The sequence below is a fragment of the Bacteroides parvus genome (assembly GCF_017309675.2).
GTDB classification, from domain to species: Bacteria; Bacteroidota; Bacteroidia; order Bacteroidales; family Bacteroidaceae; genus Bacteroides; species Bacteroides uniformis.
Genome location: NZ_CP084680.1, coordinates 2,697,687 through 2,718,356, shown reverse-complemented (window position 1 = coordinate 2,718,356; position 20,670 = coordinate 2,697,687). Strand labels below are relative to the sequence as shown.

The 20,670-nt window shown below is 49.2% G+C and carries 19 protein-coding genes; 12 read left to right on the top strand and 7 right to left on the bottom strand.

Annotation, left to right across the window (positions count from 1 at the left end; translation table 11 throughout):
• On the bottom strand, window positions 1-537 hold the full coding sequence (locus tag JXR92_RS10920; RefSeq protein ID WP_120138579.1) for a UpxY family transcription antiterminator: 537 nt from the start codon (window positions 535-537) through the stop codon (window positions 1-3).
• 1,171 nt (window positions 538-1,708) lie between these two features.
• Here JXR92_RS10920 and JXR92_RS10915 point away from each other — a divergent pair.
• Both JXR92_RS10915 and JXR92_RS10910 read left to right on the top strand, forming a co-directional pair.
• On the top strand, window positions 1,709-2,056 hold the full coding sequence (locus tag JXR92_RS10915) for an SH3 beta-barrel fold-containing protein (RefSeq protein ID WP_138345503.1): 348 nt from the start codon (window positions 1,709-1,711) through the stop codon (window positions 2,054-2,056).
• A 40-nt stretch (window positions 2,057-2,096) separates the two neighbouring features.
• Complete coding sequence (locus tag JXR92_RS10910) at window positions 2,097-2,927, top strand: DUF4373 domain-containing protein (protein WP_138345505.1); 831 nt, start codon at window positions 2,097-2,099, stop codon at window positions 2,925-2,927.
• Between the two features lie 133 nt (window positions 2,928-3,060).
• On the opposite strand, the gene JXR92_RS10905 is transcribed toward JXR92_RS10910, so the two are convergent.
• Together JXR92_RS10905 and lipB are read right to left on the bottom strand one after the other, a co-directional pair.
• On the bottom strand, window positions 3,061-3,651 hold the full coding sequence (locus tag JXR92_RS10905; RefSeq protein ID WP_138345509.1) for an acyl carrier protein phosphodiesterase: 591 nt from the start codon (window positions 3,649-3,651) through the stop codon (window positions 3,061-3,063).
• Complete coding sequence (gene lipB, locus JXR92_RS10900) at window positions 3,648-4,319, bottom strand: lipoyl(octanoyl) transferase LipB (protein ID WP_226791319.1); 672 nt, start codon at window positions 4,317-4,319, stop codon at window positions 3,648-3,650. The genes JXR92_RS10905 and lipB overlap by 4 nt, the downstream gene beginning before the upstream one ends.
• 110 nt (window positions 4,320-4,429) lie before the next feature.
• Here lipB and JXR92_RS10895 point away from each other — a divergent pair, with 110 nt between their 5' ends.
• Entirely contained in the window at window positions 4,430-5,263 is an 834-nt protein-coding gene (locus JXR92_RS10895; RefSeq protein WP_138345513.1) for a helix-turn-helix domain-containing protein, read from the top strand.
• Between the two features lie 5 nt (window positions 5,264-5,268).
• Here the strand turns inward: JXR92_RS10895 and JXR92_RS10890 are convergent, their stop codons facing one another.
• From JXR92_RS10890 to JXR92_RS10875, 4 genes are all read right to left on the bottom strand, one after another.
• Entirely contained in the window at window positions 5,269-6,963 is a 1,695-nt protein-coding gene (locus JXR92_RS10890; RefSeq protein WP_138345515.1) for a heavy metal translocating P-type ATPase, read from the bottom strand.
• Between the two features lie 70 nt (window positions 6,964-7,033).
• A complete protein-coding gene (locus JXR92_RS10885) occupies window positions 7,034-7,345 on the bottom strand; it encodes a heavy-metal-associated domain-containing protein (RefSeq protein WP_119992822.1) in 312 nt (103 codons plus the stop codon).
• A 28-nt stretch (window positions 7,346-7,373) separates the two neighbouring features.
• Window positions 7,374-9,590: a TonB-dependent receptor gene (locus tag JXR92_RS10880; protein ID WP_138345517.1), complete on the bottom strand. Its 2,217-nt coding sequence runs from the start codon at window positions 9,588-9,590 to the stop codon at window positions 7,374-7,376.
• Window positions 9,591-9,673: 83 nt separating this feature from the next.
• Window positions 9,674-10,072, bottom strand: a complete 399-nt coding sequence (locus tag JXR92_RS10875) for a hypothetical protein (RefSeq protein WP_117951907.1) — start codon at window positions 10,070-10,072, stop codon at window positions 9,674-9,676.
• A 138-nt stretch (window positions 10,073-10,210) separates the two neighbouring features.
• On the opposite strand from JXR92_RS10875, the gene JXR92_RS10870 reads away from it, so the two are divergent.
• The 9 genes from JXR92_RS10870 (at window position 10,211) to JXR92_RS10830 (ending at window position 20,618) form a co-directional block, all read left to right on the top strand.
• Entirely contained in the window at window positions 10,211-11,077 is an 867-nt protein-coding gene (locus JXR92_RS10870; RefSeq protein ID WP_117600571.1) for a DUF3298 and DUF4163 domain-containing protein, read from the top strand.
• Between the two features lie 37 nt (window positions 11,078-11,114).
• Complete coding sequence (gene rsmG / locus JXR92_RS10865) at window positions 11,115-11,735, top strand: 16S rRNA (guanine(527)-N(7))-methyltransferase RsmG (protein WP_117600572.1); 621 nt, start codon at window positions 11,115-11,117, stop codon at window positions 11,733-11,735.
• A gap of 35 nt (window positions 11,736-11,770) precedes the next feature.
• Complete coding sequence (locus JXR92_RS10860) at window positions 11,771-12,409, top strand: MBL fold metallo-hydrolase (RefSeq protein WP_117600573.1); 639 nt, start codon at window positions 11,771-11,773, stop codon at window positions 12,407-12,409.
• A 31-nt stretch (window positions 12,410-12,440) separates the two neighbouring features.
• The gene (gene gcvP / locus JXR92_RS10855) at window positions 12,441-15,290 is read left to right on the top strand and encodes an aminomethyl-transferring glycine dehydrogenase (RefSeq protein ID WP_117951904.1); all 2,850 of its coding nucleotides are present in this window, start codon (window positions 12,441-12,443) and stop codon (window positions 15,288-15,290) included.
• Window positions 15,290-15,952 (top strand): PAQR family membrane homeostasis protein TrhA, encoded by a 663-nt coding sequence (trhA, locus tag JXR92_RS10850; RefSeq protein ID WP_226791145.1) that lies wholly within the window; start codon window positions 15,290-15,292, stop codon window positions 15,950-15,952. Before gcvP ends, trhA begins: the two co-directional genes overlap by 1 nt.
• A gap of 117 nt (window positions 15,953-16,069) precedes the next feature.
• Window positions 16,070-16,894: an ATP-binding cassette domain-containing protein gene (locus JXR92_RS10845; RefSeq protein WP_117951901.1), complete on the top strand. Its 825-nt coding sequence runs from the start codon at window positions 16,070-16,072 to the stop codon at window positions 16,892-16,894.
• Window positions 16,891-17,685 carry a hypothetical protein gene (locus JXR92_RS10840; RefSeq protein ID WP_117951898.1) on the top strand — a complete coding sequence of 265 codons (795 nt, stop codon included), beginning with the start codon at window positions 16,891-16,893 and terminating at the stop codon, window positions 17,683-17,685. Before JXR92_RS10845 ends, JXR92_RS10840 begins: the two co-directional genes overlap by 4 nt.
• 3 nt (window positions 17,686-17,688) lie before the next feature.
• Complete coding sequence (locus tag JXR92_RS10835; RefSeq protein ID WP_009036896.1) at window positions 17,689-18,057, top strand: GntR family transcriptional regulator; 369 nt, start codon at window positions 17,689-17,691, stop codon at window positions 18,055-18,057.
• Window positions 18,058-18,287: 230 nt separating this feature from the next.
• Window positions 18,288-20,618, top strand: coding sequence for a TonB-dependent receptor (locus JXR92_RS10830; RefSeq protein WP_117951895.1), 2,331 nt, complete (start codon window positions 18,288-18,290; stop codon window positions 20,616-20,618).
• The last annotated feature ends 52 nt before the right edge of the window (window positions 20,619-20,670 follow it).

Genomic DNA, 20,670 nt, shown 5'->3' with positions numbered 1-20,670 from the left:
TCAGCCGATCACTTCTATAAGATCCGGATGGATAGTGGCCATGGCAAGAGCAATGACACCTTGTATCTCTATAACCACACGGCGGTCACGTGCCCCCTTTACTTTCAGAAAAATACCCTCCTGACCTGCAAAGTCACCACCCGTAATACGGACTCTAGTTCCCTTCGACAGATTCAACTCTTCGGGCTGGAAATAAAGCAAATGGTCGTTATAGGTTCCGGCAACGGCGATGAAGCGCTGCATCTCATGGTCGGGAATAATTATCTTCTGACCACTGCGGGTATCGGTTATATATTGCAAATAAGTAATTTGAGACTTAACACGCTGTACGTCGGAAGGACGTGCATGGACAAAAACCAGATTACGGATGACGGGAACCAAAGTACGGACTTTCTTACCCTTACGGATACTTACCTTATATTGCATGGGGACAAAACAGCCGAGGTTCTCCTTCTCGAGAAGATGCACCGCATCAAGCTCTCTGCGGTATGTGGCACGCATGGCATGCCAGACTTCAACCTCGTTATCCGTTTCCATTTTCGTTGTTTTGTTCACAAAAGAGTGTTCCTCTGGGGCTTTGAACCCTCGGTATATACCTGGTATCCAATCATTTGCGAGCACCTTATGTAAAATACAGCAAGCATTGTGCCCTTCTTGCCAACAGTTTTTTTGCAGTTCGTCATTACCTTCTGGTAAGAGACTATAAACGAACGGATTACAAACAAAAAGCGTTTTTTAAACGTTCGTTTAATGGACGCAAAGATAAGACTGTTTTTTATATCCTCAAAATGTTTAATAAAAGGGAATGGAAATTTTAAATATTAAATAAGATACTTAATATACTGAATTACTGTAGATTAAACTGAGATACGATGGGTTTTCCAAATTTTACATCCCCTTTTATTAACTCATTCCCTATTTCATTTCCTGAAATTTGACGTCCATTAAACGAACGTTTAAAAAACACTTCCAAGTCAAAGTCATTTCCATTTATATATCAACGCATTAACCCATCATAAAGATAAAACCCAGCTTTTTATCTCCATCCTTACTCCACAAAAACAAAAAACTTGATATACCTTTGCATTTATTTTACAAACTACAGTAATTTTAATTATTAACCCAAAAACATTAGAAAATGAAGGCAAAAGAGACACTCCAAAGTAAGGAAAAAAAACAAAAAGAGACACCCTTAAAACGGATGTAAAGCACGGCATATCAGCTCCGAAAGCAGGAGTAGGACGCCCCTCAAGTGGGGAGGTTATAGGAATACTGCCACAATATAGGAAAGAAGTCATTAAAGACATCATCCTATGGAAAAAATCAAGATACTTTATAGAAGAAAAGCCGACAAGCAACAAGGCATTGGCACAATGGGCATACTCACATTTCGACTTCAGAACGCCAGACTATAAAAGACTGTCAGAAAACACTATAATACAAGAGTTCGGTGAAGTGTGGCGGGAAATGAAGGTAGCAGGAGAGATATAGGGAATAAAACAAAAAAGGGCAGAAACCACGAAACTTATTGACAATAATTAAATATAAACAACTTAAGGAATAAACCACTTATCTTTGCCGCCACTTTGGTAAGGATGAAGCCACACCACCTACAGATGCCGCTTTCTCAATGAATGCGGCATCTTTTTTTATATACAAGCGTACCTCCTGCCAAACTAATACAATTATTAATTTTAAAGACAACAAGATGAGAAAGTCGACAAAGAACGCTTCACTTCACGAAGCACTGAGAAACCTATGGAAAATACGTATCATGCTGGAAAAGAACTACACGGAAACATGCACCACATGGATGGCCCGACGAATAGAAAGCCTGATAGACCATATGCAATACGGACACGCACTCATAGCCTACCACAAGCAGGACGGGACATTCAGGCTGGCGAAAGCCACCTTACTGCCCTACAAGGCTGACTTCAGAAGAGATTATGACATCACAAGAGTAACAAGCACCATAGCCTTCTGGGACGTGGAACTGCAGGCATGGAAAACTTTCCAGCTGGAGAACTTCCTCGAATGGAGCCCCATATGCTAATCATTAACCATTAATCACTAATCATTAAACACTAAAAACAATGGCCATGATGTACGGGGGAATGCTATACTTCCCCCTCAAAGTAAATCTATTCGAAGAGATAGCAGTGGAACTGGTGGAAGCCAGGTTCGGACTGAAAGGCACAGCGGCGGTAATGAAACTGCTGTGCAAGATACACAAGGAAAACGGATATTACCTGAAATGGAACGCGGAGCAATGCACACTGTTCACAAACAAGGCGGGAAAGGACATCAACGAGCAGGAGATGCAGGGAATCGTGGACATCCTGGTGGAGAAAGCCTTTTTCGACCCCAAAACCTATAAGGAGCAAGGGGTACTGACCTCTACCGAGATACAGAAAATATGGCTGGAAGCCACCAAACGAAGAAAAAGGGACCTCACCACCCTACCCTATCTGCAGGTAGAGACGGAGGAAGATAAACCGGACAAGGACAAGACTTGTATGCAAAAACGGGAAAATTGTACGCAGGATGCGGACATTTTCCCCGAAAATGCATGCAATTCCAAACAAAGCAAAGTAGAAGAAAGCAAAGCAAAAGAAAGTAAAGCACTTCCCCCTCTTACTCCCCCGGGGGAAAGCGGAGGAGCGCAGGGGAATCCTGATCTGGACATTCCCGGATATGCCTACAACAGGAATACGCACAACCTGGAATGCCTCATGCTGAATCTGGAAAAGCTCTACATCACCGACCGGGAGGAAATCAGGAAGATTCTGAAGTTATCGGACTACGGCAGGCTGGGAAACTACGTCTGGAAAATATTCAATGGGACGAACTGGAGCAAGGTGAACAGCAAGGGAGGGTACATCATCTCGGTACTGGCAAGAGAGAAGCGGAGTACGGGAAGCTGATTCCACAGGGCACAAGCTATCAATAACATGTCATGCAGGAAATCAATAACGTGTGATACAAAAAACAAATATCGTGCCGGCAGGAAATTAATTCCTTGCCGACACGATATGAATTTCTTCTTCGTCCTTAAAACTATACCTTATAATCATGCCGGTATTCAGCACAAAACCTCTGCAATTCAATAAAAAATGGCTGGAACACAGCAAACAGTTCCTCATCGTGCTCTTCAAGGTAACGAATAGCCTTGTCTACGGATATATCAATATGATGATATTCCACCATGATGTTCAAAGACTCTCTTATTCCGTTCAGAGTGGCGTATTTCCGCAAACGGTCGGTCAGGATAAAATGCCAGATAAAACGTTTGAACCGTAGCGGAAGATAGCGGTAATTGATGAGGAGGGAAAGATAGAAAGTCCGGGTATACCTCCTCAAGGAAACTCCGGAGAACGACTCGAAACGGGAAGCCAGCAAATAATCGAAATAAATATCCAGCAATACCCCCGAATACCGTCCGAATTCTGGTTGAAGCCTATGCACCACCTCGCAGACTGCCGGATGACGGTCGGTATAGTCGTCAATAGCGCGGTGAAGCTGAATACCCTTGGCTATATCCGGCGGATAATTCTTATAGGAGCTTCCCTTTACGGCATCGCCTACAAAATTGCCCAACTGTACTTTTCTGTTCGAACCGGAAAGAAATATATGTGCCAGATAGTTCATGACAAAAGATTTACCAGCTCCTTGCAAAGACGCTCCTTCACCTCCTCCATCGGCACTTCATGTCCCAGCTCTTTCTGCAAAGAAGTGACCCCCTTGTCGATGAATCCGCAGGGATTGATATAGCTGAAATAACGTAAATCAGTATTCACATTCAGTGCCAGCCCATGCATGGTAACAAAATGGCTGCTGCGCACGCCGATGGCACAAATCTTACGGGCACAGGGAGTATCGCCCTCCAACCATACGCCCGTTGCCTTCTCCAAGCGTCCGGCGGCGATGCCAAACGAAGCACAAACACGGATTACCGCCTCTTCCAGCAGATGCACATACTCCTTCAACCCCAAAGAAAAGTCCTCAAGGTTCAGAATAGGATAACAGACCAACTGTCCCGGACCATGATACGTAATGTCTCCGCCACGGTCAATATGATAGAGCGTAGCCCCTATCCTGCGCAGTTGTTCTTCTCCCAGCAGCATATTCCCTTCTTTCCCGCTACGCCCCAATGTATAGACATGGGGATGCTCGCAGAGCACAATATGATTGACATAGCACTCTCCTGCCTGCTTGGCATGTACAAGTGCGTCAAACCATTCCGTCTGCCGGCTCCATGCCCCGGCATAAGGAATCATGTCCCAATCTGATATTTCCAGTTTCATGCAAGCAAATATAGCACTTTTTTGAATTCTAAAAAGAACATTTCATTTTAAAAACAGAATGTCTTCCGTTACTTTTTCCCGGAAAAGAATTACCTTTGTGCGAACTCTAAACGACAAAGCGTATGGAATTTCCTCAAGTCGACCTGCCAGTAGACATGATTGCATGGACTGAAGTAACGGAAGACATTCTAAACATATACAAACAGTCTTGCCGTCTGAAAGCATGCATCTTTGCACTATGCATAGAAGGTTCCATCACGGTATCCATCAACCTGATGGATACGGAAATCAAGCAAGGGGATTTTATTACCCTGCTTCCCGGAACTATCATACAGTTTTACGAACAAAAGGAAAAAATGTGCCTGGGATTCGTGGGGTTTTCTTCCCATTGCCTCAATGGGGTCAACCTCATCCAGTCTACATTGAGCTCTTTCTCCAACATACTGGAGTATCCGGTACTGGCTGTCAACCCTACCGTCGCCTCCTATTTCAAGGACTATTTTGCCTTATGGGCACGCATCACGACCGGCCCCTACCCTCCTGACACCAAAATGGCACAGAGCGCTCTAAGCATGCTCCTCAGTGGGGTGGACAAGATGTATTGCCACCGTCCGCAAATGCAAAAAGGGAACAAGAGCCGGAAAGAGGAAATATGCCACGAACTGGTGCAGCTCGTCATTGAAAACTATACCCGCGAACGCCGCGCGCAATTCTATGCCGATAAACTGGGCATCTCCCTGCAACACCTCAGCACCACCGTGAGACAGGTGACCGGCAGAAATGTATTGGACATCATCGCCCACGTCGTCATCGTAGACGTGAAAGCCAAACTGAAATCAACCAATATGACCATTCAGGAGATTGCCTATTCCCTGAATTTCCCCAGTGCTTCCTTCTTTGGAAAATACTTCAAGAGGCACATGGGCATGAGTCCGCTGGAGTATAGGAACAGCTGAGAACATCAGAACCTGGAACTCAGACGAAGGCTGCTCAAAGCCACGGATACACAGGAAAGAGCCATGGCAGCACCTGCCAGCGCAGGACTCAGCAGGATGTCATAGACGGGATAGAGTACTCCGGCTGCGACAAAGATACCCACTGTATTATAGATGAAAGCCCAAAACAGATTCCGGTACATGAGGCCCACAGTCTGGTGAGACAACCGGAAAACTTTGGGCAACAGCAGCAGGTCTGAAGTCCTGAGAGTAATCATGGCGGTGTCCATCAACGTATCAGTCCCCTTTCCCATGGCAATGCTTACATCAGCACAGCTCAAGGCTTGCGCATCGTTCACGCCATCACCTACCATGGCGACCGTTTTACCCTGAAGCTGCAGCTTATGGATGAAATCCTCTTTGTCATCGGGCATGGCATCGGCCACAAAACGCATGATACCCAAACTGCCGGCCACGGAAGAAGCTGTACGCTCACCGTCTCCCGTAAGCATGCATATCTCGATGTCCTGGGTACGCAGTTCCCGGATAGCTTCCATAGAAGTCACCCGCAACTGGTCCTTGATGGCAATAACGGCAAGTAAATCGTTCTCACGCCCAAAGTAGACTATGCTGTTTCCGTCCGATTCATATTGCGTCAGCATATCGGCCAGAATATCCGACAAATTGGCCTGATAATCTTTCAGCAGTTTATGGCTTCCTACCCAATATTCCGCACCTTGATAGGCCACTCTGACACCTTTTCCGGCAATGCTTTCGAAACCGTCCAGATGGGCAGGGATAACCTGCTCTTCCCCTTCCAGGGCCGTAACGATAGCTTCCGCCAGAGGATGGTCCGAAGTAGACTCGGCAGCAAGCAGTACATCTTTATAATGATCCTCCTGCCCTTGCGCCCACAGCCAGCCTATTACCGTAGGATGCCCTTCTGTCAGGGTCCCGGTCTTATCGAATACCACCACATCCACATTGCGCATCTGCTCTAAAGCGGAAGTATCCCTGATCAGGATATGATTGCGGGCGGCTTTATTGAGGCCAGCCGCCAAAGCTACGGGAGTGGCCAGCCCTATCACACACGGACAAGCCACCACCAACACGGACAAAGCGGCAAATAGACCGTGTGACACTACACCTATGCCTCCGAAGAACACCCATATAAAAAAGGTCAGCAAGGAAACGATGAGAATGACCGGGACAAAAAAACCGGCGACGCGGTCGTCAATGCGTTGCTTCTCCGGCAGTACGCGGGCTGCGTTATGCTGCCAGCCTCCCAACCGGCGGATAGCCGCCGACACAGTTCTTCGGGCACGTTCCTCCATAAACTCACCAGTCAGGGAAAAGGCGATGATGACGGCGGCAACCCCATAATAGACATGCGGTTCCAGCCCGATGCCCAGCCAATAATCCGGAAAGAAAGTATTGAACACACTGAACAGAAAAGCCACAGAGGTGGTAAGTGCCACCAGACGGTCTATATTGTTGCGGCCCGACCAGGTTCCCTTCCAGGCACCGGCATAAAAAGGAAAGCCGAAAAACAGCAGTACCGGAATTGCCAGTACCATCTGTATTTCACGGGTATAGGGTATATGCACAAAGACTGTAGAAAACAGTATCAGCACGATGGCAAAAAGCCATGCGCCGACGACACGCAATTCCGTGCTGTGCATATCCAGCACGGGATGCGCCTTAGTAATTATATTGCTCATTCGATTTATTTTTTAGATGATTGTTGTTCCGCTTTAATAAAGCAACAACCGGAATGAGCAGTTTGTTCAATTACTTCTTATCGTCCTGCTTGGTTTCCTTGACAAACTCCGCTTCATAATGGAACTTTTGGAAACCTTTTTTCAACTTTTCCACATTGGTCTTGTCGGCATCATACGTGATGGTTACCGTCTTTGTCTTCAAGTCTGTGTGGAAGTCCTTCAGTCCCTTCTCAAAACGGATGTTATTGTTTATCTTCCTTACACAGTTCTCACACTTCATCTGTGCCACCTTGAACACGGCTGTACGGATGTCTTTTGCCATTGCGGCAGATGCCCAGAAGAGTACAACTGCCAAAGTCATTAAAAATCTTCTTGTTTTCATTGTTTCGCTATTGATTTAATAAATAATATTATATTCTCGGCAAGTTAAAACGGACACCTACATAGGCTTTTGCCCCATGCATCGGTCCCCACACCATCGTAGCGTCAAAGTTGCTTCCCCAGGGATTGGAAGCATCAATGATGGGTTTTTTCTGCTTGAAGTTTGTCAGGTTCTCGCCACCGACGTATATAGACCAGCGACGGAAATAACGCGTCACCTGGGCACTCAACTGCTCGAAGCCGCCATAGCGCCTTTCCCACGACCAGTTGCCGTCTGTCAGTTCGTATGGAGCCGGCATGCGCCCGCCACCGTTCAGTTGCAAAGTCACATCAAACTGCCACAATCCCAAAGGTGTCTGATAAGAAGCCGTCAGCAAACCTTTATACTTGCTGGTAAGGGGTTTCTCCATCAGCTCTCCGTTGTAATTCGTTTTGGCATCCGTCCAACGGTAAGCCGCGGTAAAGGTGAAACCCGGGAAGAACGGATAGCTTGCCTCCACCTGCACTACCTGCGAATAGGAACGGCCGTGAAGGTTGTAAAACAGAACGGCATGTGGGTCCGTATCCATGTCTACCACCACCTGCTTGCTGAAATCCGTGTAATAGTATTCCGCATTCAGGTTCAAGGTTTTGCCGAACAAGGGAATATAGGCGGAAGTGCTTGCGCCATAGTTCCAGGCCTCATCCTGGTCAAGACGTTTGGCGATGTCTATCCGGCGGCTACTTGCCAGCAGGTAGTTATTCTCGGCCAGCACATGGTTCGTGCGGTATCCTTTTCCTGCCGAAAGACGGAAATGTACATACTCGTTGGGATTGTACTTCACATGGAAACGCGGGGTGACGAAATAGCCGTACTCGCTGCTATGGTCGCCGCGGATGCCACCCATCAGCACCAGTTTATCGTCCCAGTTGTAGGTGTACTGCACGTAGGCGCCGGGGACGGCTTCTTTGGTGAATTTCTTCGTCAAAGGCTGTGCGGCGTCATTGTCCAGGCGGTAGTGCTGGTCATAGGAGTCATAGTTGAAGCTCAGTCCGGCAGAAAGGCTTTGACGCTTGGTCAGTTCCGTCTCGAACAACAAGGAGGCATAAGCATTGTGCTGGTCTACGTCGTAGATTTTCCGTCCGTACAAGGCATCCTGCTTATGCAGGGAGCCGGAGAGGATCAATGCCAGGTTAGTGTTCTTCTCCTTGTTGAATATATAGGCGTTCTTGGTGAAAGCTTCGTAGCGGTCGGTGCCTATACTTATCTTATAAGGGTCTGTCAGAGGCATTTTGCCATGACCGACTTGTCCGCTGTTGCGGTCTTCCGTAAGCACTTTGATGCCTGCTTGGAAAACGTAGCGGTCGCCCATGTATGCCCAGCGGTTCCAGAGGTTGTACTGCTCCACGCGGGGGATGTCGGCAAAGCCGTCGTCGTTGCTGTCGTGAGCTTTGGTCTCATTCTCGTAATGTGCCAGCAAAGAGGTGCTCCAGCGTTTGGAGAGTTTCACCGTGGCATCGGCATTGGCTTCATAACGGTTGGTGCTGCTGGCAAAAAGGTTGGCCGAAAACCAGTCCGCTTCGGGCAACTGGGGTTTCTTGAATTCCACATTGATTTGTCCCGTGATGGCCTCATAGCCGTTCTTCACGGACGAACTGCCCTTGCTCACCTGAATGCTCTGCATCCACGGCCCAGGGACATAGCCCAAGCCGTAGGGGGCAGCAGAGCCGCGGTAGTTGGGGACATTCTCCGTCATCATCTGCACATACGTACCGGACAAGCCCAGAAGCTTGATTTGCTTGGCACCGGTGGCGGCGTCAGAGTAAGTGACGTCCACCGAAGGATTGGTCACAAAACTTTCTCCCAGGTTACAGCAGGCGGCACGGCTCAGCTCGGCGCTGCTTATCATATCTTCGTTCATCACACTGTTGCGCAACTTCATGGTGCCCAACTTACGGCTGACCACATTCACCTCGCTCAGTTCCACCCCTTCGCGCAAGACAATGTCGAGCGTCTCATTGCGGTTACTGACGTGTATCGTATCATTCTCAAAACCGATAAAGCTGACTACAAGCATATGCTTGTCATTGGGTTTGGACAAGGAGAAGGTACCGTCTGCCGAAGTGGTGGTTCCTTGAGTGGTTCCCTGCCAGAAGAGGTTGGCACCCGCAATCGGGTCGCCCAAATTATCCTTTACCATTCCCTTTACCTGCGCCTGCAAGGGGATGAAAGAGAACAGAAGGATGGCTATCAAACTATATTTCATTTCTGTTTTATACTTAAAGAAGTGATTAAAAAACAAACAATTCCCTCCGGACAATTCATGTCATTGCCCCGTATAAAACAACACTAAATGAGAAACGTGGAATAGAGCGCCAGATAATGACGCGAGCCGACGACATATGGCGGTGCCCCGAAATGCACTTCCGGAGTACAGGCCACTTGCGGCAAGGAGTAATCAAACAACGGCAGTTGCTCACAAAACAGTGTAAGGGATGGCACGAACGAAGCAGACTCGTGTGCATGTTTCACGAAATCCACCTTGTAGTAGACGGCTGTACAACCGGTATCCTTGCACGTTTTTTGTGAACCACGATGTGCATGATGGCATTTGGAACAGCCGGAGGTGCAACAACTTTGTGTCGTCTCGCATCCGGCACAGCAATACTGAACTACAGAAATCCCCACTCCGCTTATAATGATAAGAGAGGAAAAGAGTACAGCCAGTATGTAACGGAGTTCCTTCATAAGCGCTGCAAAGATAGAAAGTTTTAACCGTTTGCCGGAATTAATTTTTCCTTTTTTATGCCTGCAGTTCGTTAATAAGTTCTATATTTGTCGATAAAGTTTTTTGATTGATATGTTGATTTATAAACGAAACTCAATATGAAAAAGCAAACTGTCAGCCTACTTGTCCTTCTGCTTGCGGCAAGCGGCTTTTTCTTTTCCTGCGGTAACACCGTGAACAAAAACGCATACGCGTTGGAGTTCGACAGTATACAAGTAAACGAAACCGTACATCTCTTCGGAGACACAGCCAAGCCGGCCTGCAACCTCATCCTCAACGTTGCCTACGCCAGCCAGTCATCCGACGTAAGGCTGAAAGACAGTCTGAACACCTTCTTCCTATCTGCCTGCTTCGGCGACAAGTACATGGCGATGACACCCGAAGAAGCTGTCAAGAAATATACGGAGAAATATGTCGGCGACTACCGCAATGACCTGGAGCCGATGTACAAGAAAGACGAGGAGGACAAACAGGACGAGCAGAGCATAGGAGCCTGGTATTCCTATTATAAAGGAATCGAAAGCCATGTGCAGTTGTGCAATACCTTAATACTGACCTACCGTATAGATTACAACGAATATACCGGCGGCGCACACGGCATCTATATGTCCACCTTCCTCAACCTCGACCTAAAGACCCTAAGCCCCATCCACCTAGGCGACCTCTTTGAAGGCGACTATAAGGAAGCGCTGACCGACTTGCTTTGGAAACAGCTGATGGCAGACAACAACGTCAGCACCCGCCAAGAGCTGGAGGACATGGGCTACGCCACCACCGGTGACCTGGAGCCTATCGAGAATTTCTATCTGGACCCAACGGGAATCACCTTCTATTATAATGTATATGAAATTGCCCCATACGTAATGGGAGCAACCAAAATCACGTTGTCTTATGAGGACATAACCCATCTGATGAACAGCGAATTCGTCACCTTGAGCAATACGATAAAAGCAGGCGACCAATAGGAACCGTAATCAATTGTCTATCAACATAAAATTCACAATGGATTTAATACTCAAATATTTCCCGGACCTGACGGAAGAACAGAAACGGCAGTTTGCCGCCCTCTACGACCTCTACATGGACTGGAATTCTAAGATTAATGTCATTTCACGCAAAGATATAGAGAACTTGTACGAACACCATGTGCTGCATTCTCTGGGCATAGCCAAGGTAATCCGCTTCAGACCGGGGACACAGATTATGGACCTCGGCACGGGAGGAGGCTTTCCGGGAATCCCGCTTGCCATCCTTTTCCCCGAAGTGCAGTTCCATCTGGTGGACAGCATCGGAAAGAAAGTACGCGTAGCCTCCGAAATAGCCAACAGCATCGGGCTGAAAAACGCCACCTTCCGTCATGCCCGTGCAGAAGAGGAAAAAGGGAAGTTCGACTTTGTGGTGAGCCGTGCCGTGATGCCGCTGACAGACCTGCTGAAGATTATCCGTAAGAACATCTCCCCAAAACAGCAGAACGCATTGCCCAACGGACTGATTTGCCTCAAGGGGGGCGAATTGGGGAACGAAACCATGCCCGTCAAGAACAAGACCACGTTGTGGGACCTGAAGGAGTTCTTTGAAGAGGAGTTCTTCGAGACAAAAAAAGTAGTGTACGTAGGGTGTTGAGAGATAGTTGAGGTTTAGAAATCTAAATACATAATATGAAAATAAAGAGATTCGAATTTAATATGTTCCCGGAGAACTGTTATGTGCTTTGGGACGAAACCAATGAAGCGGTCGTCATTGACCCGGGCTGCTTTTATGAGGAAGAAAAGCAGGCCTTGAAAAACTTCATTACCAAGAATGGGCTGAATGTGAAACATCTGCTGAATACCCATCTGCATCTGGACCATATCTTCGGCAATCCTTTCATGCTGAAAGAGTTCGGTCTGAAGGCCGAAGCCAACCAGGCCGATGAGTTCTGGATTGACGAAGCGCCGAAACAAAGCCGCATGTTCGGCTTCCAGCTGCAGGAAGCCCCCGTGCCCCTGGGCACTTATCTGCACGACGGAGACATCATCACCTTCGGCAATACGAAACTGGAAGCCATCCATGTACCGGGACACTCGCCGGGCAGTCTGGTGTATTATTGCGCGGCAGACCACTGCATGTTCTCGGGGGATGTGTTGTTTCAAGGCAGCATCGGCCGTGCCGACCTCACCGGTGGCAACTTCGACGAACTGATAGAACATATTTGCAGCCGTCTGTTCATCCTGCCCAACGACACGATTGTCTATCCCGGACACGGAGCGCCGACTACCATAGGAATAGAGAAAGCGGAGAATCCGTTCTTCCGGTAAATATACAGCAAACTTTTAAATCATTACAGCCATGAAAAACGACCTATTGGCCTACCGCCACATCGGCATCAGCGAAAAAGACGAGGAGAAGATGCTCCAAAAAATAGGAGTGAAAAGCCTGGACGAGCTGATTGATAAAACCATTCCTGCCAACATCCGCTTGAAAGAACCGCTGGCTCTGCCCAAGACAATGACAGAGTACGAGTTCGGACAACATATTGCAGGGTTGGCTGCCAAAAACAAACTTTATACAACCTATATCGGTATGGGATGGTACAACACCATCACTCCTGCCGTTATCCAACGGAACGTATTCGAGAACCCCGTTTGGTACACTTCCTATACCCCCTATCAGACCGAAGTCTCACAAGGACGCCTGGAAGCCCTGATGAACTTCCAGACTGCCGTATGCGACCTCACCGGCATGCCCCTTGCCAACTGCTCCCTGCTGGACGAAGCGACTGCCGCAGCCGAAGCCGTGACGATGATGTATGCCCTGCGTCCGCGCGACATGCAGAAATCGGGCGCCAACGTGGTATTTGTAGACGAAGCCGTCTTCCCGCAGACACTGGCAGTAATGACTACCCGCGCCATTCCGCAAGGTATCGAGCTGCGTATAGGAAAATACCATGAAATGGAATTCACGCCGGACATCTTCGCCTGCGTACTGCAATATCCCAACGCCGCCGGCAACGTGGAAGATTATCGCGCCTTCGTGGAAAAAGCCCATGCAGCCAACTGCAAAGTGGCCGTTGCCGCCGACATTCTGAGCCTCGCCCTGCTCACCCCTCCGGGAGAATGGGGAGCTGACATCGTCTTCGGAACCACACAACGGCTCGGTACACCGATGTTCTACGGCGGGCCGTCGGCAGCCTACTTTGCCACCCGCGACGAGTACAAGCGCAATATGCCGGGACGCATCATCGGCTGGTCGAAAGACAAATACGGCAAGTTGTGCTACCGCATGGCGCTGCAAACCCGCGAGCAACACATCAAGCGTGAAAAGGCGACTTCCAACATCTGTACCGCGCAGGCACTGCTGGCTACAATGGCAGGCTTCTATGCCGTATATCATGGTCCGGAAGGCATCCGCACCATTGCAGAACGCATCCACAGCATTGCCGTATTTCTGGAAGAAAGTATCAACAGACTGGGGTACAAGCAGGTCAATGCACAATATTTCGACACGCTCCGCTTTGCACTGCCCGACACCATTTCGGCACAGCAGATACGTACCATCGCCTTGAGCAAGGAAGTGAACCTGCGTTATTTCAAGAATGGGGACGTAGGTATGAGCATCGATGAGACTACGGACATCACTGCCGTCAACGTACTGCTCTCCATCTTTGCCATTGCCGCCGGAAGGGATTGGGAAAAGGCAAGCGACGTACCCATGGCAAGCAGCATCAGCGCGGAGATGAAACGCCAAAGCGCCTATCTGACACACGAAGTATTCAACAAATACCATACGGAAACGGAGATGATGCGCTATATCAAGCGTCTCGACCGCAAGGACATCTCACTGGCACACTCCATGATTTCCCTCGGCTCGTGCACCATGAAGCTGAACGCTGCCGCAGAGATGCTTCCGCTCAGCCGCCCGGAATTCATGAACATGCATCCCCTGGTGCCCGAAGACCAGGCCGAAGGTTACCGCGAACTGATAAGCAACCTCAGTGAAGAACTGAAGATAATTACCGGCTTTGCCGGCGTCAGCCTGCAACCCAACTCCGGTGCGGCAGGCGAATATGCCGGACTCCGCGTCATCCGCGCCTATCTGGAAAGCATCGGGCAAGGACACCGCAATAAGGTGCTGATACCGGCATCCGCACACGGCACCAACCCGGCTTCTGCCATCCAGGCAGGCTTTACCACTGTGACCTGCGCCTGCGACGCACAAGGCAATGTGGATATGGCCGACTTGCGTGCCAAAGCGGAAGAAAACAAGGATGACCTCGCCGCCCTGATGATTACCTACCCTTCCACACACGGTATCTTTGAAACGGAAATTGTGGAAATCTGCCACATCATACATGCCTGCGGTGCGCAGGTATATATGGACGGCGCCAATATGAATGCCCAAGTAGGCTTGACGAATCCCGGCTTTATCGGTGCGGACGTCTGCCACTTGAATCTGCACAAAACGTTCGCCTCTCCTCACGGCGGCGGCGGACCGGGCGTAGGCCCCATCTGCGTGGCAGAGCATCTGGTTCCGTTCCTTCCGGGACACAAATTGTTCGGCAATGCAGCCAACCAGGTGTCCGGAGCTCCCTTCGGCAGCGCAGGTATCCTGCCCATCACTTACGGCTACATCCGCATGATGGGAACGGAAGGACTGACGCGTGCCACGAAGATAGCTATCCTCAGCGCCAACTACCTGGCAGCCAGCCTCAAGGATACGTACGGCATTGTTTATCGCGGTGCTACCGGCTTCGTAGGACACGAAATGATATTGGAATGCCGCAAGGTGCACGAAGAGACGGGCATCAGTGAAAACGACATCGCCAAACGTCTGATGGACTACGGCTATCATGCCCCCACCCTCTCCTTCCCGGTACACGGCACACTGATGATTGAACCGACGGAAAGCGAAAGCCTTGCCGAACTGGACAACTTTGTCCACGTGATGCTGACCATTTGGGACGAGATTCAAGAGGTAAAGAACGGCGAAGCCGACAAGACGGACAACGTGCTGGTGAATGCCCCACATCCCGAATACGAAGTGGTAGCCGACACGTGGGAGCACAGCTATACCCGCCAAAAGGCAGCCTACCCGATAGAAAGCGTGCGCGAAAACAAGTTCTGGGTGAACGTGGCACGTGTAGACAACACGTTGGGAGACCGTAAACTGTTGCCCACATGCTATGGATGCTTCGACTGATGAAAAGAAAGCGTAACGGACTATTTTATAGTAAAAAAGAAGAAACCATCAATTCCATCTCCCATGGCATCGGCATTGCCATGGGAGTAATTGTAAGTACACTATTCCTGATAAAATGCTACCAAGCACAGAATCTTTGGGCAGCATTCGGTGTATGGCTCTATCTGTTCGGTATGGGCGGCTCCTATCTTGCCTCCACACTCTACCACTCCCTGAAACATCATAATCCGTGGAAACGACGCTTGCGGCATTGGGACCATGCAGCCATCTATTGGCACATTGCAGGCAGTTATTCCCCCATCACACTCATTGCATTGAGAGAGGACGGCGGTTGGGGCTGGGGACTTTTCGGCTTCGTCTGGCTATGCGCCATCATCGGCACTGTTGTCAGCTTCCGCAAGATGGAGGAGCACAGTTACGTGGAAACAGTATGCTACATCCTGATGGGGCTGTCCGTACTGGTAGTATTCAAGCAGCTTTTCGCCCTCTCCCCCACAGCCTGCTACTGGATTATTGCCGAGGGGGTATGCTACATCACGGGAGCCGCCTTCTACTCCTTGCGCAAAGCACGGTACATGCATTCGGTTTTCCATTTCTTTGTATTGGGCGGTTCAGCCTGCCACATGGTGGCTGTATGGGACATACTGGTGAAGATGCTGTAAGCAAACGGCAAGCGCACAACCGCTAAAAGAAGTTAATAAGTATCTCTCCCCCTTGCTTTTCTCCATAACTTACCCTACGTTTGCAGTGTTGTACATCAGTACAACACTAATAAAACTATGATAACGATAGAGAATACGAGCTACGGTTACAAGTCCAATCCTTTTATTTTCAACAATATATCTTTGAAAATAGGAAATGGTATATATGGACTTCTGGGGGAAAACGGCGCAGGCAAAACAACGCTGATGCATCTCATCTGCGGACTACTCTTCCCCAAAAACGGAAAGTGCAGTATAGACGGAAGAAACACGGCGGAGAGACAGTCCGGGGCGCTAAACCGTTACTTCTTCCTGCCCGAAGAGATGCAGATGCCAACCGAGAGTATCGTCAGCTTCGCTGCACGCCATTCCGTATTCTATCCACATTTCAATCAAGAAGAATTCGAGCTGAACCTGGAAGAATTGAAAATCGACCGGAAACAAAAACTCTCTTCCATCTCCTACGGACAACAGAAGAAGGCAATGCTGGCATACGCCTTTGCCCTGCATACTCCATACACCCTACTCGACGAACCGACAAACGGGCTGGACATCACCTCTCGCCAAGCCTTGAAGCGTATCATCAGCCGCAGCATGGACGATGAAAGCACGCTACTCATCTCCACCCATCAGGCACACGACTTCGAGAACCTGCTGGACCACCTCATCATCCTTGGCAAAGGCGAAATATTACTGAACCGTTCGCTGGACGAAATCAGTAACCGGCTTCTCTTTGCCCGGACAGACATTCTGCCGGAAGAAAGAATTTACAGCGAAGAGAATCTATCGGGTTATTTCTCCATCATTCCCAACGAGGACGGAGAGGAGAACACACCGGACATCGAGCTGCTGTATAAAGCGGTGCTGCAACAACCGGAAAAGATAAAGAGCATGTTTCAATGAAAATCCATCATACAAACAGAACTATGAACGCAACTTTTAATCTGAAACGCTTCCTGCTACTGGAACAATATAAAAGGAATGAGACCGGCAGACACCTACTTTGGTCAGCAGCCGTCGTATCGTTCATCTGCATCCTGTGCATTCTCTACGACATAAACCGCGGTGGAAGTTACTACGGCAAACATACCTCTGCCACCGAATTCTCCCGCTACATACTATGGTTTATCCTCATGGCCCCCTGCCTGCTGGAAACAAATTTCAGCAAACGCAGCTCCACTCTCGATATACTGCTGCCGACATCGGCATTCGAGAAGTTCCTGCATATCTGGATAAAATACCTGCTGCTGCTTCCCCTATTCTGCAGTCTGCTGATAGCCTGCCTCAAAGGTCTGCTGTCCTTAAGCGGCAGCGAGTTCCTGCAGTATTTTGCAACGCACATCACGATGTTCCGGATACACAACACCCAGATACTGACCTATGTAATCCTGCATGCTTCCGCCTTCATCGGCTACTTCGCCTTCAGTCGGCAAGTCCTGCTGAAAAGTTTCACCATCTTTGTAGGCTCCATTGCCGTCTGCATAGGAATTGTAACTTTTGTGGCCTCCCTCATGCCCGAAGCCAGAGCGGACGGATACTGGATGGATAACATTGCCACATGGCCCCACACCAACTATCCGTTGTCGGCCGGTGCACAAGCCATCGTGACTTTCTGCAATTATGCGGCTCCCATCAGTGTGTTGCTCGGTTCATGGGTATCGAGCTACTTCCTGCTCAAAGAAAAACAACTGTAGCCTATGGACTTCAAGACCAACAAGCCGATATACCAGCAGATTGTAGACTTCTGTTTCAGCAAGATTCTCACCCGCGAATGGCGGGCGGAAGAGCGGGTGGTATCCGTGAGGGAGCTCTCCACACAACTGGCAGTGAACTCGCGCACCGTGCTGAAGGCCTATGAATACCTCCAGACGGAGGACATCATCTACCCGGAACGGGGAATGGGGTTCTACCTCTCCAAAGATGCGGTGAAGAAAGTGATGCGAATACAGAAGAAAGAGTTTTTTGACAACCAGCTTGCCGACATGTTCCGCAGCATGGAGCTACTCGGCATCAGTATAGAAGAAATAACAGAACGATATAACAAACTTAAAAAAGACGGTTCATGAAGAGATACGCAAAGACTGCATTATGGATTACCTTCGGACTCCTCTTCGGACTTACGATTGTCAAAGTTTCGACACTGATGTACGAGATTTATTCCTTCATGCATTCCTAACTTTCATCGGACAGACGAGGAAAGTATAAACAACTGATATACAAGCTTCAGCATCTTCCCTTAGCGGGAAGAGTGACTTTTACATCCCTATCCAACAGTAACAGACTAATACAAACGATTATGAAAACCAAACTTTTTTTACTATTGCTTGCCCTCTCCGTACTCCGTACGCAGGCACAGAGCCTCTCCATCAAAGGACGCGTCACGGACGCCTCGCAAGAAGCAGTTATAGCCGCCAATGTGTCATTATGGACCATAGACTCTACTTTGGTGACCGGAGTAACCTCGGATGCACAAGGCAAGTTCGCCCTCCATAAAATCAAGGCAGGCGATTACCGCCTTTCCATCTCCTTCATCGGCCTCCAAAGTGAAAACATACTGCTGAAACTGAATAAAAGCCTCGACCTGGGCGATGTACAGTTGCAGGAAGATGCCGTGAGCCTCGGTGAAGTGACGGTATCCGCTAGCAATGTGCTGCAGCGGGTAGACCGGCAAATCATCCTGCCTTCCGAAAGCCAGCTCAAACGCTCATTCGGTGCCTACGACCTGCTGAACAATCTCGGCATTGCCCGTCTGCAAGTGGACAATCTGAGCAACAGCATGAGCGTCAGCGGTGGTGGGGCCGTACAAACCCGTATCAACGGCATTAAAGTGACAGACAAGGAGATAGCGGCCGTCAGAGCCAAAGACGTACTGCGTGTGGAGTTCATCGAAGACCCCGGCAAGCAGTACGGAGACGATGAACTGGGCGCCGTAGTCAACATTATCCTGCGCCGCCGCGAAACGGGCGGTGTTGTGAACTTCCAACTCTCCGATTCGCCCCACACCCTATGGGGAGAGAATTTCCTGAGCGCGAAGTTCAATTACAAGAACTCCGAATGGGGCATCGACTACTTCAACAAGAACGGCAAGTATCACAGCCGCCTCGAATCCCACGAAACCTTCTATCTGGGCGACCGCACCATCGACCGCATCAAGGAAGGCATCGAAGACGAGTCGCCCTCTCTGAGCTTCATCAACAACCTGAATCTGACGTACAATCTGACGAAAGCGGACAAATATGTATTCAATGCCATCTTCCGTAACAACCTCAGCAATGCCCCCTACCAGAATGAACTGAACAAGATGTGGGCAGTGGGCAGCACGGAGTCCATCTATTCGTACGTCAACAACCACACATCCAGCTACTCTCCGGCACTCGACCTTTACTTCCAGCATACCCTGCCCCATCAGCAGAGCATCCAGATGAATGTGACGGGAACGCTCATCCATACCAAGAACAACCGGAAATACAAGGAGTACAAGGACGAGAACGCACCGCTGGCAGACATCCAGACATTAGTGGACGGCGACAAACGCTCCGTCATCGGCGAAGCCATTTATGAAAAGAACTTCAAGGAGGTGAAGCTGAGCGGCGGTGCCCGCCACTATCAGATGCGGACGGAGAATGAGTATAAAGGTTCCCATCCCACCACTTCGAAGATGGACCAGTCGCAGACATCCGCTTTCTTCGAGGTGCAAGGCAAGGTAAAGGACTTCAGCTATGCGGGCAGCGTAGGCATGACACGTGCCTGGTTCAAGGAGAGTGAGGAAGACCATGCTTACTATACCTTCACGCCCACCGTGCGGTTGAGCTATAATCTGAAGAAGGCGGGATTCCTGCGCTACCGATTCAACATCAGTCCTGCCATACCGTCACTCGGTTCGCTGACGGATGTGGAGCAGGCGATGGATACGATACAGATAGTCCGCGGCAACCCGTTGCTGAAAACGTATCAACAGTTCACGAACTCCTTGTCTTACAGCTATTCGAAGAAACAGTTCAACGCCAATCTGAGTGTGCGCCACCAGTATTATGACAATCCCATCATGGAAAGCATCTTCGTGGAGGACGGCAAACTGATACTGAAAGATGAAAACCAGCGGTCGTTCCAAAGCCTGAATGCGGAACTGATGGTCGGCATTAACGGCGCTACGCTGTTCGGGCTGAAGGATTTCCTGACGCTTTATGCTTCGGGAGGATATACGCGCAGTTGGTCGGAAGGCCTGAACTATAGCCATATGTACGATGAATTCTATTACAGCGTGATGGCGCAAGTGCAATATAAAGACTTCTCGCTGCTCGGGCAGTTCCGGAAAGTGCAGAACAATTTCTTCGGCGAAACCATCAAGAAGAACGAAAACCAGACGGCATTCATGGCAATGTACACCCGACGTAACCTTCAAGCAGGAATCGGTATTATGTTTCCTTTCACCAATAACTATAAGGTGGGAAAAGAAAGAATCAGTGAAGTGGCTCCTTTCCGTTCCGAAACATTCGTCAGGGAGACGGGACAGATGGTCGTACTGCGCATGGGCTATACATTCGAGTTCGGACGCAAGCACAAGGCAGGCAACAAGGGGCTGAACAACAGTGATACGGACAGCGGCATCATTAATATGCAGCGATAACCCATTTCCTCTATGAAGAGGAAGCCCAACGGAGAGTGACGGAATTATACGT

Bases quoted from the DNA above. Each gene is read 5' to 3' on its own strand.
- JXR92_RS10885 (WP_119992822.1), bottom strand. From the start codon at position 7,345: ATGAAAACAAGAAGATTTTTAATGACTTTGGCAGTTGTACTCTTCTGG.
- trhA (WP_226791145.1), top strand. From the start codon at position 15,290: ATGAAAAGAAAGCGTAACGGACTATTTTATAGTAAAAAAGAAGAAACC.
- JXR92_RS10845 (WP_117951901.1), top strand. From the start codon at position 16,070: ATGATAACGATAGAGAATACGAGCTACGGTTACAAGTCCAATCCTTTT.
- JXR92_RS10875 (WP_117951907.1), bottom strand. From the start codon at position 10,072: ATGAAGGAACTCCGTTACATACTGGCTGTACTCTTTTCCTCTCTTATC.
- JXR92_RS10860 (WP_117600573.1), top strand. From the start codon at position 11,771: ATGAAAATAAAGAGATTCGAATTTAATATGTTCCCGGAGAACTGTTAT.
- rsmG (WP_117600572.1), top strand. From the start codon at position 11,115: ATGGATTTAATACTCAAATATTTCCCGGACCTGACGGAAGAACAGAAA.
- JXR92_RS10830 (WP_117951895.1), top strand. From the start codon at position 18,288: ATGAAAACCAAACTTTTTTTACTATTGCTTGCCCTCTCCGTACTCCGT.
- JXR92_RS10905 (WP_138345509.1), bottom strand. From the start codon at position 3,651: ATGAACTATCTGGCACATATATTTCTTTCCGGTTCGAACAGAAAAGTA.
- JXR92_RS10880 (WP_138345517.1), bottom strand. From the start codon at position 9,590: ATGAAATATAGTTTGATAGCCATCCTTCTGTTCTCTTTCATCCCCTTG.
- gcvP (WP_117951904.1), top strand. From the start codon at position 12,441: ATGAAAAACGACCTATTGGCCTACCGCCACATCGGCATCAGCGAAAAA.
- JXR92_RS10915 (WP_138345503.1), top strand. From the start codon at position 1,709: ATGAGAAAGTCGACAAAGAACGCTTCACTTCACGAAGCACTGAGAAAC.
- JXR92_RS10840 (WP_117951898.1), top strand. From the start codon at position 16,891: ATGAAAATCCATCATACAAACAGAACTATGAACGCAACTTTTAATCTG.
- JXR92_RS10910 (WP_138345505.1), top strand. From the start codon at position 2,097: ATGGCCATGATGTACGGGGGAATGCTATACTTCCCCCTCAAAGTAAAT.
- JXR92_RS10890 (WP_138345515.1), bottom strand. From the start codon at position 6,963: ATGAGCAATATAATTACTAAGGCGCATCCCGTGCTGGATATGCACAGC.
- JXR92_RS10870 (WP_117600571.1), top strand. From the start codon at position 10,211: ATGAAAAAGCAAACTGTCAGCCTACTTGTCCTTCTGCTTGCGGCAAGC.
- JXR92_RS10920 (WP_120138579.1), bottom strand. From the start codon at position 537: ATGGAAACGGATAACGAGGTTGAAGTCTGGCATGCCATGCGTGCCACA.
- JXR92_RS10835 (WP_009036896.1), top strand. From the start codon at position 17,689: ATGGACTTCAAGACCAACAAGCCGATATACCAGCAGATTGTAGACTTC.
- JXR92_RS10895 (WP_138345513.1), top strand. From the start codon at position 4,430: ATGGAATTTCCTCAAGTCGACCTGCCAGTAGACATGATTGCATGGACT.